Below are 16878 nucleotides of genomic sequence, written 5' to 3' on the forward strand. Positions count from 1 at the left end.
CACATCCGTCGTATTCCGATTAACTCAGTATATTTTTCCTCTTGGCTTCGGCAATAGCTTTCGTTCGCCTGTTCACGTTTAATTTGCTGAATAGGTTATGGATATGAACTTTGACTGTACCTGCCGTAACTCCCAACTGATAAGCAATTTCCTTATTGGTCATTCCCGATGCCATCAGGTTCAGCACTTCAAGCTCGCGGTCGGTCAAGGCGTCCATGGAATACTCATCCTTCGGTTCATTCGGCGTGACCGGAGAGACAGGCATGTCTCCGAAAGAGCCGGACAGCTTCCAGACGAACAGAGCTTGCGATGCCAAAATACGAATCGTCGCGATGCTGTCATGTGCAAACGTATGGCTACGCCGGCTATTTTCCAAATAGAGCAAGCCTGAAAGCTGCTCCTGTAAAAAAAGCGGCAAACAACAAACCGTCTGACAGTGGTTCCGGGTCATGTACGGATCGGTCTGAAAAAGATCATCCTGCGAGGCATTCTCGATTTGGACCCATTGCCCGAGCCGCGAAGCATATTGTACTAGGGACGCCGGCACATCCTCGCTATCCGACAACGCGGTAGACAGCTCGCTAATCTCACCGTTAGCCTTAATAACGGTTTCTACATGCAGCTCACCGTTCCTAACTACGATCAGGCATCCTTTTACCGCATCGGAAGTCTCTATAATGATTTCCAGCAGATGCTTGTAAATCTCCTTCAAGTCCAACCCTTGGGACAATGACAAGGAAGCTTTGACAATCACACCAAAGTCAATTTCTTTAGCAGCAGCCTCTTGCCGCATCGTGTCCGTGTCACCTTTAGCAGCATTGTCGGAGCTCGCCTTGTCATCTGCTCGCGTTGAATCCTGGTCCTTGTCCGGTATAAGTGAAGCCGCCTGTTCTTCGCTATTCACTGATTCCTGCAACCATTGCGGATATTGCATACGCAAGCCGTGTCGCTTGGACTCCGCACCCCATACGCCGTACATGTCATAAGCTTCCTGAATATATCCGCGGGCGATTCTTTCTCTGCCTTTTTGCAAATGATACTTCGCTGCCAACTCGCAAGCCACTGCTTGATACTGGGCATAATTGCGCTCACGGGCAAATTGAATGGAACGATCGTACAGATCGACCATCTCCTGCTCCGCCCCTTTTAACCGGGCTATCTCCGCTTGAATCAACAGCCACTTATGTCTGAAGTTTTCCGGAGACATCTTGTCCCATGCTTTGAACTGTCGGCATCTCCGCTTTAATATCTTCGAATACGCGCTTTTTTCGCTTGCAGAAAATGCCTCCCATGCCTTTGCAATCGACAGCGCCTCGTAGAAATGATGCTCTGACAAGTGAGGAGCATGAGCCGACAAATGCTCATAGGAATTGGCTAATTCAGCGAAGCGAACCGCTTCCCTGTACCGTCCGAACAAATAATACATTTGCGTTTTATACGTGTATAGTTGATACATCGTTACAGCCTGGCCTTCCTCTTTCATGACTTCTTCCAAAAATTCAGCTTCAGATGTCCGTCCACCCGTGATCGGCCCTATGTCTCCAGTTGGGTTCTTCCATATCTTTGCCAATTCCATATAAATTAAAGCGTTTTTGAAAACAAGCTCTTCTTTCGTCTGCTCGATCACTTGCAAGCTTTGGCGGTTGACCTCAAACATGTGGTCCATCGAATCTCTGACATAAGACAAATTGATAAGACTGCCGATCGCATAGCTTGCGTATACGTAATCTCCCGCTTCCAAGCCTAGCCTGGCAGCCTGCTCCAGCTTGACTTCATCGTCGCGGTCGTATCGTATCCAAGGGGAGATGACACCATAGAATATGACATGCACTTTGGTTTTAACCGAAGCATGGGTGGACCGATCCACCAAGTCGATCGCAATTTGCCCCAGACGGTATCCCAGTTCATATTGACCAAGCGCCGTACCTAGCAGTATGCCATAAGCCGCATATACACCGGGGGCTACCGGAGAGGAGCCGTGCTCATATACGAGCCGTATGAATTTGGATGCAATGACAGCGAACACGTCACGGTTGAAAAAGAACGTCGGCGCCACAAGAGCCGCTAACAGCTCCAACACGCCTTTGGCCTGAGGGTCTGTTATTTCGGGCAACGCGGGCAGTTCCTCCATCCTCTTCGCGAGCAGCCGCTTCGTTAATTGAACTTCCTTAAGAATAACCAGTTTATGCGGCCGGTCGGATATTCGAATGCCGGCATCCCTTAGCGCTTGAAGCCCCAATTCAATGGCTTGCGAATATTTTCCCATATTGCTGTATTGCTCGATTCTCAATGTATACGCCTTCACGCACTCCGGCCAACTGCGCGTCCGCTTCAGTACGGCGCTAAGTATGGCGTCTGCCTGATCATATTGCCCGCATAGATAGGCGCACTCGGCACACTTTACATGCATTTGAAATGTAAATTCGAAGCGGCGATTCCAGAAATCGTCTGGAGCGCATTCAATGCCCGTCTTAAAATATTGCAGCGCTGTCGAATAGGCGGCAGATTGCATCGCTTTCCTGCCCGCCTCCTCGTTCCATTCGGCAGCCGTTTCGCGTTCCTCCGGATATAGCAGCTCGAGCGCATGATTGAGATGGTTTACGATATCGAACAAAGGCTGATCCTTGTCGCTTGAATATTGCTTCATCAAATAGCGCCCTGCGATCAGATGGACTTCCATCAGGTGCTGACGATCCAGCAGCGAATAAGCCGCCTGTTGAATTCGATCGTGTGTAAATTGATATTGTAGGACGGTATCCTCCTGATCGACCGCAATCAACAGCCCGTCTTGCATGGCGGACGCCAAATGCTGGTTCAGCTCGTCCTCTGTATAACCGCTCACGGCGCTTAACAATCGAGCATTAAACTTGTTGCCGAGACATGAGCTCACAACAAGCAGCTCTCTGGAGCGCATTGGAATTCTGCTGATCCGATCGATCAAATAATCGACTTGCCCGTCGATTTCCGGCAGTTTTCTCAGAGCTTCCAGCTGCCATTCCCATCCTCCATTGGGATGAAGCCGAATGCTTTGTTCGTCGAAGGCCGATTGGAGCAGTTGCTTCAAATAAAACGGATTTCCCAATGACTTGGCAAATAACAACTGAGCCAAAGGAGAGCTTTCGGATGTATGACAATCGATGGAATCCGCCACCATCTTCTGTATATGCCTGAATTCGAGCGGCTTGAGCGAAATCCGGCGTATTGAATATCCGGCATGTACTCCTCCAAGCATCCATTGCTCGATCTGGTTGATGTTCTCATTCCATTCCTGGTCACGGTATGCGGCGATCACAAGCAGATTTTGACTGTCGGGGGCAACGATCAACGAGTGCAGCAGTCGAAGCGAAGCTTCATCAGCCCACTGCACATCATCAAAAAACAAAACGAGCGGATGATCCAACTGTGTGAATACTTGAACGAAGCGGAGAAACACCGACTCAAACCGATTCTGCGATTCTATGGCCGGAATTGGCTCCAGAGGAGGATACGGTTTTAGAAGCCATTCCGCTTCCGGTATCACTTCCGCAATGACGGCTCCGTTCGGACCGACCACCTCTTGAACACTCTCGGCCCATTTTTGAAGAATGGGATCAGGCTCGGTCAGTATTTGCTTAATAACGGTTTGAAAACACTTTATAAAAGGCGCATAAGGGATGCCTGTACTGTACTGATCAAATTTGCCTGAAGCGAATTTACACGTTCCGATGACGGTGGACCTGAAGGCTTTTAGCACGAGAGAGGATTTCCCCACACCGGGCTGCCCCGAAATGGCAACTAACTCTGTGGAGCCGAGAGCGGCCCATCGGAATGCTTCTTGTAAAACGGCAAGTTCATCTTCTCTACCATATATTTCATCCGGGATTTGGATCTCCTTGGTAAGCTCTTGCATGTTAAACACTACCCCTTTTGTGCACTTCGTACATCCATTTGCAGGTCAATTACAGTAGTTCGACAATAGAGACCGTTGAGCTTCCTTCATCTATATTATCGGCAGTTTCCCGCTGTTATTGAGTGTTCTATACCATTTGGCATATGTGCGAATAGTTATAGTGAACTATACTGACCTCGGGCATGCTGCCGACAGGCAGAACAAGCGCAGCGTGCAAAAATAAGTTCATATTGGGGGAAACGGCCTATGTATCGAAATCTGTTAATAGCCGCTATTATAGTTTCCGGGGTAGGGTACTTATTCGCCATGGCAGGCGAACAAACGGTGTTGCGCTGGATATTAAAGCCGGGGACAATCCTTCTTATTATGGGGCTGGCAGGTTTAACCCGCAATGTCTCTAAAGCTTATAAAACTTGCATCATTGTCGGTTTATTCCTCTCTGCCATTGGCGACAGCTTGTTGCTGTTACCGGGAAAACAATGGTTTGCGGCAGGACTATTCGCGTTTTTGGCAGCGCATCTCGTATATATCATGGCGTTTATCACGAAGTGGAAGTTCTCCTCCGTCCATTGGCTTTCTCTTATTCCAATTGCAGTGTACTCCTATTTCTTACTACGGAAACTCCAAGAAGGCATGTATACAAGCGGAAACAGCGGATTATGGATGCCGGTGCTCATCTATGTCATTGTCATTTCCATCATGATCTGGAGCGCCGTTATTAGCAGGAGCCGAATTGCCGTAGCAGGAGCCGTCCTATTCTTTCTGTCCGATTCGCTGCTTGCCTGGAATATGTTTGTCGCTCCGCTTGCGTGGGCAAAGTACGGGGTGATGATTACCTACTATTCGGCGCAGTTTTTAATTGCTCTCAGTATGGAAAAGAAGTCTTGACGCTATTTCAAATACTTGAATCGGCTGAAAACCCAAGCCTTTTCGAGTATTTTTTTGTATAATTTACCTATTCGATATTAGCGAAGGAGGATTCTCAATTGAAGTTTATTCAAAATGGGTATCTGAATATACTCTACGCCGTATTGCTGGCCGTCGTATCTATTTTTACGCAGGAAATTATTACTTTTATTATGTTAGGATTTGTATTCATGGCCTTATTGAACATCAATACCACCTTGCAAAAAATTCTTGAAAAATTAAATAAAGAGTAGCCAGCAAAAACGAATGTCGGGGGAAGGTGTTCATAACGCAGGGTGGGTATTATTCCCATCCCTTTTCGTGATTTTCCTGTCCTTGTGTTAAAATGAAGGATATTTCATCGCCAGGCGGACCCATCGCTCGCCGGGTCATGGATCGATCCTTTGTACAAGTAGGTGCTTAAGATGCGTCGAGTTTCCAGGGTTCCCCTACATAGGCAGGTTGCCGATATTTTCAGAACGCTGATCTTTAATTTTCGATCCGTGTTCATCTTTGAGCTCTTGTATAAGACGCTGACGTTTTTCATCTTTATTCCGGCGATTTCGTTCACTTTTCATGGAATGCTCCGCGTGGGCGGCTTTGCCGGCGCCACGAATTACGAGCTGCTGAACTTCGTGATCAGCCGATACGGCTTTTTATGCATGCTGATCTTGATACCGGTCGCTACGATCCTGATTTTCCTGGAGTTTTCGGTGCTGGTCCTCCTTGCGTATTACGGTCAGAAGAAGCAGAGAATCGGGCTAATTCCAGCATTCCTGCAATCACTGGCCTATCTTCCTTCGCTGTTCAAATACGGGTTTGTCGGCTGGGCACTCTACCTGCTGCTCATTTTCCCTCTGCTGAGCGGAGGGCTTGGCGCCACCCTGCTGCCTTCCCTGCAAATTCCGAATTTTATCTCGGGAGAGCTCTTCAAGACAGGCTGGGGCACGCTGCTCTACGTGGTTGTGCTTGGCGTCCTAACGTTCTTTAACATTCGCTGGACCTTCCTGCTGCACATGATCGTCATCGAGGGAACGTTAAGCTTCCGCCAAGCTGCCAAGAAAAGCGCGGCCATCCTGAAGAAAAACTATATCCGCATCACGATCGTGATCATCTGCGCCATACTGTTGTACCTGATCGTCGTTCTATTGATGATGGCCTTGGTTTTGGGGGCGGTGGTCCTCATTTATGCAGGATGGTCCGGGCAGACGGGAATGGCTGAAATCATACGCTCTATCGTTTCGAAGAGTGCTGTCATAGCTCTGTACCTGGCTACCTTGTTCTTAACGCCGCTTTACATCACGACCCTCACCCGAATCTACACGGCCAAAGCCGACCCGAGCCATTCCGTTCTGCCTGAGCTGGACGTGCAGGAGAAGCAAACCCGTTCCTCACGGAATCGCGGCTTACTGCACAAGCACCAAAGAAAATTGGTCGTGCTAGGCCTGCTCACAGCTTTGGCGACAGCCCTTGTGCTCGTACCGGCGCTAGGCGACGTCCAGCTTGGCGATGAGAAGGTGTCGATCATGGCTCACCGGGGCTACACGGCCAAGGGGCCCGAAAATACGATCGAAGCGATCCAAGGGGCCATCGAGGCCAAGGCGGATTATGCTGAAATCGATGTGTTGGAAACCAAGGACGGGGAACTCGCCGTTATTCATGATACGAACCTGAAGAGGCTGACGGGCCGCAATGCCGAAGTGTACAATCTGACGATGGATGAGCTGAGGCAGCTGGAAGTGAGGCAGGGGAATTTGACCGGCCGCATCAGCAGTCTGGCGGAAGTGATGGACGCGGCCAGAGGGCGCATCAAGCTGAATATCGAGATCAAGACGCATGGCAAAGAGCGGGATTTGGTGAATACCTTCACCCGGATTATGCGTGAGCAGCAGTTCCAGGCGAATTGCGTCGTACAGTCCTTGGATTATGAGATCGTTCAGCAAGTGAAAGCCGCGCAGCCGGAGCTTGAGGTCGGTTATATCATGTTCGCCGGTGTGCCCGATATGGGGCAAATTCGCGCCGACTTTGTGGTGATGGAGGAGTACATGGTCAACGAGAAGGTGGTCGCTTCCGCCAAGCGGAATCATAAGCCGATCTATGTGTGGACCGTGAACGAGAAGGAGCAGATGTCCCGCTTCTTCAGCCTGGGCGTCGATGGCATCATTACGGATTATCCCGAGGAGGCCTTCTCTCTCGTGGAGGAATTGCGAATAGGGCCTGTGGCGGCTATGGAGAAGTGGTTGAATGGGGTGAATTTTTAGGAAACGTACTGCGTACAGCCAGAGCATGCTATGTCATGCTCCGGCTGTTTGACGTGCCGTATTGTTGCTGCACGCCATCGCCTATTGATCAAGAAGAGGAGGAGCGCTTCACATCCACCACCATGTCTTCCTTTCCTTGGTACGGGACGCGGACATTGCCCAACAGCAGCTTTATCCACTCCGACGTCGCCCCCGATTTCATTTCCGTGCCTTCCCGCAAGCCTTGTACGTCAGCAAGAACATCCTCCAGGACGACCATCCGCTAGGCACGCTCACGATTAAGCTGTACGGCTCCGCTATCGAAACGCTGCTGGATACGGTGAGTAGCAACCGGATGAATGCTGTATTATATTGTCCCCTGAAGGAAAGGTGTTGCTTCGCGAATACGCCGTCTTCCTCCGAGATGTCAGCCTATCTGCAGGCGCTGGACAGAGGGGGATCGATGAGCATATCCGAAAAAACGGGGAAGAAGCAGGGTCGGGCAAGCTGCCGATTGCGGTCATAATCATGCGAATTCCATCTTCAGGGACCATAACTGGTATTTCGTTCAGACGGCGGTAGGGCTGGATCTGCTTGCATTTCGCCTGATTACGGTGGAGCATGGGCAGATTAGCCTGGAGCTGATCAGGCAGGAAGAGGAGACGGTGAAGGAGTGGGCGAGGGATAGGCAGAGAAGAAATGCGGGCCTGCGGCATACGGCATACGGCAGACCCGCACTTTTTTCATGGATATACTCTTAAGGCCAAGGGTACGGCCTCATTGATTAATTGCTCTGAACCCGGAAGGCTTCCCAGGCTCCACCTACGGAATTGCGGCTGGCGACAAGCTTGCCGCCGTTGTTCAGGTCGCAGGTGACATACAAGTTATTAACGAGCGCTTGAAGCGCGATCGTTCCGTCGCTTTGCGCTACACGATTGAATTTCTCCCACTGCTGGATTGTGGTAGCCTTGGCGATCAGCGCGCCTCCGGCATTGATGTCGGCTGTGACGTATTTATTATTGATTTTGGACTTGAGGGATACGGTTCCGTCCGAGTTGGTGATCAACTCGAACAGTTCCCAGTCGCCGGGAGTTTGCCGGTTGGCGACCAATTGGTCATTGCCGTAGTTTTCGGCAGAGACGATCCGCTGGTTAGCTTGAGCGACGAGATAGGAATATCCGCTCGGATTCGGAACGCTGTTGCCCGTGACCTCCGAGTAAATAGTCTGAAGCAGCGCTCCTGATCTGTCATTGCTGTACTCCCAGAACATAATGCCGCCGAGGTTGTTATTCTTCAAGTATTGAACCTTCAGCGCCAGAGATTGCGGGTCGTCATATGAGATGAAGGTATTCCCGTTAAACAGGTAAGGCGCTTGGGCGCTGCTGTCCCAATACCGGGTATAGCCGTTTTTATTCAGATACTGGCTGACAATGTTATTGTATTCGACGTCGAAGCCTCCGGAAGCCGGACGGTCCAAACCGTTATTTCCATTTTGGACGTTGGTCCAGGCTTTGCCGTAGAAGGCTCCGCCGATGACGAGCTTGGCGGCGGGTACGCCGCTGTTGCGGAACAGATTGACCGAAGCGGTGACGCTGTTGTCCCTCGCCGACAGATTGGTATGATGCCCTGTGGTGGAATCCCAGCTTCCATGGAAGTCATAGGTCATAAGATTGATCCAGTCCAGCAGAGGAGTGATGTTGTTGATCTCCACTCCGTTCAGATAGCCGCTGCTGGCTCCGGCTGCAATCGTCATCAGGTATTGCTTGCCGGTGGTTTGCCCGGCGGCATTCAGTTTCTCGCGGACCTTGGAGAGCAGGTACGTAAAGTTTTGCTTATCCTGCGGACGAGCTGTCGTCCCGGCTGCTGGATTAGTCGGGTATTCCCAGTCGATGTCGACGCCGTCCAGGTTGTTGGAGGTGACGAGCTGGACGAGGCTATCCGCGAAGATCGTGCGGGAGGCGTCCGTCAGAGCCGCGTCGGAGAAGCCGTTAGCCCCCCAGCCCCCGATGGACAACACGACCTTCAGGTCCGGATTTCTGGATTTCAGTCCGACTAGGACTTGCAGCTTCGTGCGATCATTGTTCGTGATGGTCGCTCGGCCGTTCGAGATCAGAGCGAAGGAATAATTGATATGAGACAATTGCTCGGCCTTGATATCATTGGCGGTCCAGTTCGCCCAGCCGGCGAGGTAAGCGATGATTTTCTTGGGCAGAGGAGCGGCCTCGGCTTGCTTGGCCGGTCCGACGATCAATGTCGAAGCGAACAGCAGTAAGGACAGCAGGAAGAGCAGGACGATTTTCCCTAGGGAAGGGGGAGAGGCAACTCGATTTGAGTTCATCACAAATTCTCCTTTTTGTTTTGGATTTGAACTTCTACTAGCCAATGCGGCCTCTATCGGGCAGCGCATCACCTCCTTTCAAATTTGAATAAAATGAAATCGATTTCATCATGGCAATACGACGAACACCTGATGGCGAGCAAGCTGATAAAGAAGATTATTTGTAATCGTTTTCATTTCGATTGACTTCATACATCGATCAGTTCCATACCATGGAATAGACGGCAGCATGTCTATGACCTCAGACGCGAGAAGCCAATTCTGGCCATCCGTGTCAACTGGCGTTATTGGAAAGTATCAAGGGAAGCGTGAATGAGTCAACCTGATATGGCTGTCATAAAACGAACCGTGTAGGGTACGAAGGATAGGGTGGGTACGCAGGCGGATGTTCAACTTATCTGCTTAGGAAGTGAAGGTTGGTTTTTGTAGAAGGGGAAATTCTGAGTTGTTTAGATTAAATTAAGAATAATACAGAGTCAAAATAATTGTCAATAAAATTTCATATTTTTCTATTAAATGGAGCTTGTTCGACGCGACGCATCTCTGTGGCTGCCTTCGGACAGAGAACATAACCATAGAAAACTATAGTAAGGAAAACGAAAGGGTTTGTCGAATAAGTACGGAAGAAGCCCATGAATGCCGTCGGTTTTTGTAAGAAGCTATAAACCTAGGGCTGTTTAGGGATGAATCCTATGGCTAGGTAAAGCCACCGGATCGGCTATCATGACAAGATAAGATGCAAAATGTAGATTTTATCGATTATTTGGAAAGATTGATTATGATACTCTGGACTCGTCATCATAAACAAGCCTTAGGGGAGGAATAATGAAATGATCACACGAAGCAGCCGTTTGCTCTGTCTGACGCTCGCTCTTGTCGTTATGGCCGGGTGCACGGGGAAGAGTCCGACGGAGGAAAACAAGCCACCCGCCTCTACGAACAATGGACAAAAAGACATCACCATCAAGTTTCATCACTGGCAGAATACGCAGGATGAGAAGCTGGATCTGGTCATTGCTGAATTCGAGAAGCTGAACCCCGGCATTAAAGTGGAGTCGATCCGTCTGGAAGCGATTGATTCTACGGAATCTCTGAAGAAGCTAGACTTGTTGGCCGCATCTGGCGAACAACTGGACGTTGTCATGATGCCCTCCAACATTACCTATGCGCAACGGGTCGGAATGGGAATGCTGGAACCGCTTAACCCTTTCTTGGAGAAGGAAGGCGTGAAATTCGACGATGAATATAAATTGGACACGAAGATGAATGGGGCTTATTATGCGCTGCCAGGGCATTTGATGCCCGACATGGTGCTGTTGAACATGGATCATCTGAAGGAGGCCAACCTGCCGGTTCCTACGGATTGGACGTTTGACGAATTTTTCGAATACGCCCGAATTTTGACCAAGGGGGAAGGAACGGGCAAGCGTTTCGGCACCTACATTCATAACTGGGCCGCTTCCAATACGTTCGCTTTAAGAAGCCAGCCTGAGCAGAACATGCTGATCAATGCGGATGAATCCTCTAATGTTACGAGTCCCGCGCTGAGAAAATCTCTAGAGATTCTCAAACAAACGGAGATGGTCGATAAATCTGCGATGGCGTATGCGGATATTGTTTCCCAGAAGCTCCACTATGCTTGGCCGTATTTCAACGGTAAAGCCAGCATGCAGATTTTGGGCGGATATATGCTGACGCGTGTCGGAGGCTATGACAAGTACCCGGCCACCTTCCGAACGGCATTTGCCCCATTTCCGAAAATCAGCAAGGACGATCCTAATTACGCTCCTGTTTCCGAAACCTTGTACTTATCCGTGGCGGCGGCTTCGAAGAATAAGGAAGCGAGCTATAAGTTTATACGTTATTACACAACTCAAGGCTTCTCCGTACAAGGGAAGTATCTGGGGGCGTGGAAAAAGCTCGATGTGGATAAAGAAATCGATAATATTATCAGCCATACGCAAAAACCTGAATTCGTTGACGGACAATCGTTCAAGAATGTCATGTCCAAGGTGAAATTTGCCAAGCTGGGAATACCGCCTACCTATTACAATGAGATTATTAAAGCTTATAATGAAGAAGTAGAGCTATTCTTATTAGGCAATCAGGATATAGATACGACCATTAAGAAGACGGACGAGAAGGTCAAGAAGATCGCGAAGCTCAACCAGAAATAACAGGTTTTAAATATGGAATGGAGACCTTAGGGCTCCTCAATCGCTCAGGAGGCCAAAGGCCGGCGGCTTCCCCGTGGCGACTACGACGATAGGAAGAGGATCCCTATGAACAGAGACAGCTTAAGACCTATTTCCCTTAGATCCAAAGTCATTATCACGGCCGTGCTTTGTTTGTTGATCCCTGCGGCTTCAGCGCTCAGTTTGTCCAGCTATTGGACCCAAAACGTGCTGAAGCGGCAGGCGATCGATAATGCCGAGGCTTCGATGGACGTGGTCCATCAATATGTACTTACACTCATTCAGAACATGATCTATATCTCCAACAAGATTCAGTTTGATCCGGAAATCAATTCGATTTTATTGCAGAACAAAGCATTCGAGAAAAGCAAAAGCCAGCAACGCGATCCTCAAATCTGGATGGGCGAAAGAAAAATAGGCCAGTTTCTGGACAATTTATTGATGGATGACAGTTTATATATAACGCTGCTGCTTGAGGATGGAACGTCTATGACGAACTATGCCTACAAAAGCATGAATCCCTCCCGTTACTTGGATGAAGCATGGTTTCCTAAGTTAAATGAGCTGACGGCTCTCGAAACGTTCTGGGTGGGAGCGCACCGCATGTATATGCAGGGCAGGCCCCATTCTTTAACGATTGCCCGTGCGATTAAAGGTCCGTTCGACAAGCCGTATGCGTATCTGATTATCAGCTTGCCTGAGGAGAAGGTTCGCAAGGTTTTGCAAACGTATGACAGCAACCAGCAAATCATGATCGTCGATAGCGGCGGCTTGATCCTGTCCCATAATGATTCGAGCAAGATCGGTACGGCTCTGGCATACGACGAGTCGGAATTATACGTGAGCAGCAAAGCGCTGTCTTTTGGAGGCTGGCAAATTGTCAGTCTTGTTCCGTATAACCATATTACCCGCTTCATTACCCAGCTATTCCGCAGTATCGGAATTTTTCAGCTGATTCTATTTTCGCTGTTCGTTATTTTGATCGTTTACATGATGGATCGCTTTACGAAGCCCGTATTGAAGCTGGCACGCCTGGCTTCCAAGATTGATTCGGGCAATTTGGAGTTTCGCTCGCATATCAAGGGGCGCGATGAAGTCGGTATTCTCGGCACTTCCTTCGATTCGATGCTCAGCCGGATACAAGTGATGATTCGGCAAATCGAGACGGAGCAAAACTTGAAGCGGCAAATGGAACTGGAGATGCTGCAAGCGCAGCTGCAGCCCCATTTCTTATTCAATATTTTGAATTCGATCCGGATCAACAGCATGTCACAAGGGCATGACGAGACAGCCGGGCTGCTGCTCTCGTTATCCTCGTTTCTACGAATGACCATTAATCGTAATAATGAATGGGTGCGCCTGGAAGAAGAGCTTGAAACGATGACTCACTATGTGAAATTGATGAATTTTCGCCATAGGGAAACGATCAGGTTTGAAATGTACTGCTCGTCCGACAGCTCCGTCTTCAAGGTGCCCCGTCTTTTGCTGCAGCCTATTGTCGAGAATGCCATCCTACATGGGCTGGAGCATACAGGCGGGACCATCACGGTAAGCTGCTGGGTGGAGGAGGAGCATCTGATCGTGGCTGTGAAGGACTCGGGCAAGGGCATGCCGCGCGAGGAAGTGGAGCAGCTGCAAAGCGGGCTAGCCGACGGTAAACATAAGCCGCATGCGGGCATCGGGCTTACGAATGTGTACGATCGGATGCGGTTGTCCTATGGAACGGACTGCGGCATCAACATCGAGAGCACCGTGGGTTTTGGAACCACCATTCGATTGAGTATGCCGATTTCGGGAGGGGGAGAATTCGATGTACAAGCTGATGCTCGTAGAGGATGATTATCCGGTACTGCAATTTCTATCGCGCAATATTCCCTGGACCGAGCTGGGGATTGAATTAATCGGCATGTACGAAAATGGTTTGAAAGCGCTACAAGCAGCGGAGAGCCATGCACCGGATATTCTCATCACGGATATCGGCATCCCGAAGATGAACGGCTTGGAGCTGATTGAAGCCATTAAAGCGTATCAGCCGGAGCTGCTCTCCATCATTATTTCCTGTCATGATAAATTCGAATATGCTCAAAAGGCCATCAGTCTGAGTGTATGCGAATATATGCTGAAGGAGAGCTTCGATATCGACAAGGTCATCCAGACCTTGAGAAAGTTCAAAGAGACTCTCGATCATCGGTCCAACGCAAGCCGACAGCAAAAGCAGGACAGGCAGTTCTCGGGCAAATCCGCCTTGTCGATTCAGCGTAACCGCTGGATGCATACGACTCTGCATAACCCCATATGGAACGATGCGCGCTGGAAAAGCGAGGCGGCCGAATGCGGACTTGATACGCAATCGCCTGTGCTGCTTCCCGTATTATGCATGTTAAACCGTGCGGATGAAACGCAGCGCAGACTGAAAATGTCCGGGGATTTGCTCAAGTTTGCGTTGGCCAATGCGATGGAGGAATTGCTCGAGGAGTATGATAACGCTATATATTTCGAACATGATGCGCGGAAGGATTTTATCCTATTCTCCTTTCAGACGAATCCCGCGATCAATATCTATGATCATGTTTCTGCGATCATGACATCGATCCAGAGGCAGCTCCGCAAGCGGATGTCGCTTGATATGTCGTTTATTATCGGCAAGCCAACCGACTTCTCGGCAGGCTTGGCCCGTCATTTGAAGCTGCTGTTTCATTCGGACGAGCAGTATTTTTATATGGAGCCGGGGGCCGTCGAGAAGCTGAATCCCCCGGTTCTGTCCAAGGATGATATTTTTCGCTATTACTATGAAGCGCTGGATGAAATGAAGCGGGCGGCTATCTCGGGACAAGCCGCGCAGATGGAAGCGACCGTGTGCAGATGGGTCGATTTTATTCGTCGTGAGCGTTTTCCAAGCGTGATTTCTAAGGAATGGATTAATAAGGTTGTCGTCGAGCTGCAGATGAAGGTCAGATCTCTTTGCTTGATTGCCGTGGATGCCAACGAAGAGTTCCCGGTTACCATGAGCAATGCTTGTTCTTTGCAGGAAATGAAGGATGAGTGGCTCGGCCTCGTCGGCAGCATGATGACCAAAATGAAAAAAGAAAGTCATGGCATCCGGCGTATCGAAATTCTGAATGCGCAGCGTTACGTGATTGTGAATATCGACAAAATCGTCACGCTGGAGGAGCTCTCCAGCGTTCTTCATCTCAATCCGAGCTACCTCAGCCGCTTGTTCAAGAAAGAAACAGGGGAGAATTTCGTCGAATACATCACCAAAGTTAAAGTCGAGCATGCCAAGGAGCTTCTGGACCAGACGCAATTATCAGTCGATGAGATCGCAGAGAAAATCGGCTATGAGAAGAATTACTTCTATAAGGTGTTCAAAAAGCTGACCGGCATGACTCCCAATCATTACAGAGGCTACCGCTAGCGGCAGCCCCAGACAGCCTTCATGTCTGCGGCATAGCAAGAATGGACAGTAACTGGTCAGGAATCTACATTACAAATGAAAGGGAGAAATCCTATGATAAGGAGGCAAGCAACGAGAATGTGAAAGGAGAAAAATATCCATGAGAACGACCTGGATGAAGTGGAAGGATACGGCGGCCGGGTATGTCTTTGTCGGACCGATGCTGTTAGGCGTACTGGTGCTTACGGTTGCCCCTATATTGATCTCTTTGGTCCTCAGCTTTACGGAATGGAATTTTATGAAGGGCTTCAGTCCGGGGGCGATCAAGTTTACGGGACTCGCCAACTTCGCCCGGCTGGCGGACGACGAGGTCTTTATCCGCTCCGTCATCAACAATTTTACTTTTATGATTCAAGTGCCGATCGGCTTGGCTATTTCCCTGCTATTGGCGGTCCTTATCAACAAGCACGTTTATTTTAAGAGTTTTTTCAAAGTGGTCTATTTCTTCCCGTATGTGTCGAGCGTTGTCGCCGTATCGGTTATCTGGATGGTGCTTTTCCAGCCTTCCTTCGGACCGGTTAACCACATGCTGACGGCCATCGGAATCGATAATCCGCCCAAGTGGCTGGCCGATATTCACTATGCCATGCCCTCCGTCATCATGATCGTAGTCTGGATCAACATTGGCTTTAATCTCATCATTTACATGGCCGGACTGCAGTCCATACCGAAGGATCTGTACGAGGCCGCGGATATCGACGGCGCCGGACCGGCGAGCAAGTTCTTCAAGCTGACACTGCCCCTGCTGACGCCAACGACGTTTTTCCTGCTCGTCACGGGCATCATATCCTCCTTCAAGGTGTTCGATATCATTAACGTGCTGACCCAAGGGGGACCGGCGTTGTCGACCTCCGTCATCGTCTATTATTTATACGAAACGGCATTTATCAATTTGAACATGGGGTACGCTTCCGCGATGGCCTGGATCCTGTTTATCCTCGTATTCATCATTACCGTCATCCAGTGGAAAGCGCAGCAAAAATGGGTTAACTACTAACGGGAGGCTCCTATGCACAGGAAGATAAGAATACAAAAAACAGTGATAACCGTTATCATGCTCATATTCGGCATTGTCATGGTGCTCCCGTTTATCTGGATGGTGTCGGCTTCCTTCAAGGTAGAGTCGGATGTATTCAAATATCCGATCGAGTGGATTCCTTCGACATGGAACGCCATAGAAAATTACACGCAGGTGTGGTTCGGCAAATTCCCATTCAGTCTGTATTACTGGAATTCCATCAAGGTGGCCGTGATTACGACGGTATTATCGGCTTTGTTCTCCAGCATGGCGGCCTACGGCTTTACGAAGATGAAATTCAAGGGAAGAGACGTTTTGTTCCTGATCGTGTTATCGACTTACATGATCCCTCATCAAGCGACGCTCGTGCCGCAATTCCTGATTTACCGGTGGGTCGGATTGTTCGACAGCCATCTCGGGCTGGTGCTGCTGTCCAGCTTCAGCGTGCTCGGGACGTTCCTGCTCAGGCAATTTTTCATGAGTATATCCAATGAGTTTATTGAGTCGGCCAAAATCGACGGAGCGGGACATTTCACCACGTTTACCCGGATCGTTATGCCCTTGATGAGACCGGCGATTGCGACTTACGCGATTTTGCGCTTTATCTGGACCTGGAACGATTATCAGAATCCGCTTATTTTTATCCGGTCGGAAACTAAAATTACGCTGCAGTTGGGTCTGGCTAAATTTTCGGATTTGAGCGGTGTGTACTACTCTTTGATTATGGCGGGAGCCGTCTCCGCGATCTTGCCGCTGCTCATTATTTTCATCATCGGACAAAAGCAGGTTATCGAAGGGCTATCTAGCGGGGGGGTAAAAGGCTAAGCCTGGAAGTAAG

General features: G+C 49.4%; 11 protein-coding genes. 9 read left to right on the plus strand and 2 right to left on the minus strand.

Annotation, left to right across the window (positions count from 1 at the left end):
- Window positions 1-19 precede the first annotated feature (19 nt).
- Complete coding sequence (locus WMW72_RS08375) at window positions 20-3889, minus strand: helix-turn-helix transcriptional regulator (protein ID WP_341414975.1); 3870 nt, start codon at window positions 3887-3889, stop codon at window positions 20-22.
- A gap of 246 nt (window positions 3890-4135) precedes the next feature.
- Between WMW72_RS08375 and WMW72_RS08380 the strand changes: the two genes are divergently transcribed.
- The 4 genes from WMW72_RS08380 to WMW72_RS08395 all read left to right on the plus strand — a co-directional run bounded on the left by WMW72_RS08380 (window position 4136) and on the right by WMW72_RS08395 (window position 7561).
- Window positions 4136-4777, plus strand: coding sequence for a lysoplasmalogenase (locus tag WMW72_RS08380; RefSeq protein WP_341414976.1), 642 nt, complete (start codon window positions 4136-4138; stop codon window positions 4775-4777).
- Window positions 4778-4875: 98 nt separating this feature from the next.
- Window positions 4876-5049, plus strand: coding sequence for a hypothetical protein (locus WMW72_RS08385; RefSeq protein ID WP_341414977.1), 174 nt, complete (start codon window positions 4876-4878; stop codon window positions 5047-5049).
- A 171-nt stretch (window positions 5050-5220) separates the two neighbouring features.
- Window positions 5221-7056 carry a glycerophosphoryl diester phosphodiesterase membrane domain-containing protein gene (locus WMW72_RS08390; RefSeq protein ID WP_341414978.1) on the plus strand — a complete coding sequence of 612 codons (1836 nt, stop codon included), beginning with the start codon at window positions 5221-5223 and terminating at the stop codon, window positions 7054-7056.
- A 136-nt stretch (window positions 7057-7192) separates the two neighbouring features.
- Complete coding sequence (locus WMW72_RS08395; protein WP_341414979.1) at window positions 7193-7561, plus strand: hypothetical protein; 369 nt, start codon at window positions 7193-7195, stop codon at window positions 7559-7561.
- A gap of 258 nt (window positions 7562-7819) precedes the next feature.
- On the opposite strand, the gene WMW72_RS08400 is transcribed toward WMW72_RS08395, so the two are convergent.
- Window positions 7820-9373 (minus strand): glycosyl hydrolase family 18 protein, encoded by a 1554-nt coding sequence (locus tag WMW72_RS08400; RefSeq protein ID WP_341414980.1) that lies wholly within the window; start codon window positions 9371-9373, stop codon window positions 7820-7822.
- Between the two features lie 830 nt (window positions 9374-10203).
- Between WMW72_RS08400 and WMW72_RS08405 the strand changes: the two genes are divergently transcribed.
- From WMW72_RS08405 to WMW72_RS08425, 5 genes are all read left to right on the plus strand, one after another.
- Window positions 10204-11550 (plus strand): ABC transporter substrate-binding protein, encoded by a 1347-nt coding sequence (locus WMW72_RS08405; protein WP_341414981.1) that lies wholly within the window; start codon window positions 10204-10206, stop codon window positions 11548-11550.
- A 105-nt stretch (window positions 11551-11655) separates the two neighbouring features.
- Window positions 11656-13407 (plus strand): cache domain-containing sensor histidine kinase, encoded by a 1752-nt coding sequence (locus WMW72_RS08410; RefSeq protein WP_341414982.1) that lies wholly within the window; start codon window positions 11656-11658, stop codon window positions 13405-13407.
- Window positions 13379-14983 carry a response regulator transcription factor gene (locus WMW72_RS08415; protein WP_341414983.1) on the plus strand — a complete coding sequence of 535 codons (1605 nt, stop codon included), beginning with the start codon at window positions 13379-13381 and terminating at the stop codon, window positions 14981-14983. Before WMW72_RS08410 ends, WMW72_RS08415 begins: the two co-directional genes overlap by 29 nt.
- 139 nt (window positions 14984-15122) lie before the next feature.
- Window positions 15123-16019, plus strand: coding sequence for a carbohydrate ABC transporter permease (locus tag WMW72_RS08420; RefSeq protein WP_341414984.1), 897 nt, complete (start codon window positions 15123-15125; stop codon window positions 16017-16019).
- Between the two features lie 57 nt (window positions 16020-16076).
- A complete protein-coding gene (locus tag WMW72_RS08425) occupies window positions 16077-16865 on the plus strand; it encodes a carbohydrate ABC transporter permease (RefSeq protein WP_423227527.1) in 789 nt (262 codons plus the stop codon).
- Window positions 16866-16878: the final 13 nt, after the last annotated feature.

The organism is Paenibacillus filicis (assembly GCF_038070315.1).
GTDB classification, from domain to species: domain Bacteria; phylum Bacillota; class Bacilli; order Paenibacillales; family NBRC-103111; genus Paenibacillus_G; species Paenibacillus_G filicis.

Coding starts and splice junctions, on each gene's coding strand:
- WMW72_RS08375 (WP_341414975.1), bottom strand. CDS start 3,889: ATGCAAGAGCTTACCAAGGAGATCCAAATCCCGGATGAAATATATGGT.
- WMW72_RS08380 (WP_341414976.1), top strand. CDS start 4,136: ATGTATCGAAATCTGTTAATAGCCGCTATTATAGTTTCCGGGGTAGGG.
- WMW72_RS08390 (WP_341414978.1), top strand. CDS start 5,221: ATGCGTCGAGTTTCCAGGGTTCCCCTACATAGGCAGGTTGCCGATATT.
- WMW72_RS08400 (WP_341414980.1), bottom strand. CDS start 9,373: ATGAACTCAAATCGAGTTGCCTCTCCCCCTTCCCTAGGGAAAATCGTC.
- WMW72_RS08405 (WP_341414981.1), top strand. CDS start 10,204: ATGATCACACGAAGCAGCCGTTTGCTCTGTCTGACGCTCGCTCTTGTC.
- WMW72_RS08410 (WP_341414982.1), top strand. CDS start 11,656: ATGAACAGAGACAGCTTAAGACCTATTTCCCTTAGATCCAAAGTCATT.
- WMW72_RS08415 (WP_341414983.1), top strand. CDS start 13,379: ATGTACAAGCTGATGCTCGTAGAGGATGATTATCCGGTACTGCAATTT.
- WMW72_RS08420 (WP_341414984.1), top strand. CDS start 15,123: ATGAGAACGACCTGGATGAAGTGGAAGGATACGGCGGCCGGGTATGTC.
- WMW72_RS08425 (WP_423227527.1), top strand. CDS start 16,077: ATGCTCATATTCGGCATTGTCATGGTGCTCCCGTTTATCTGGATGGTG.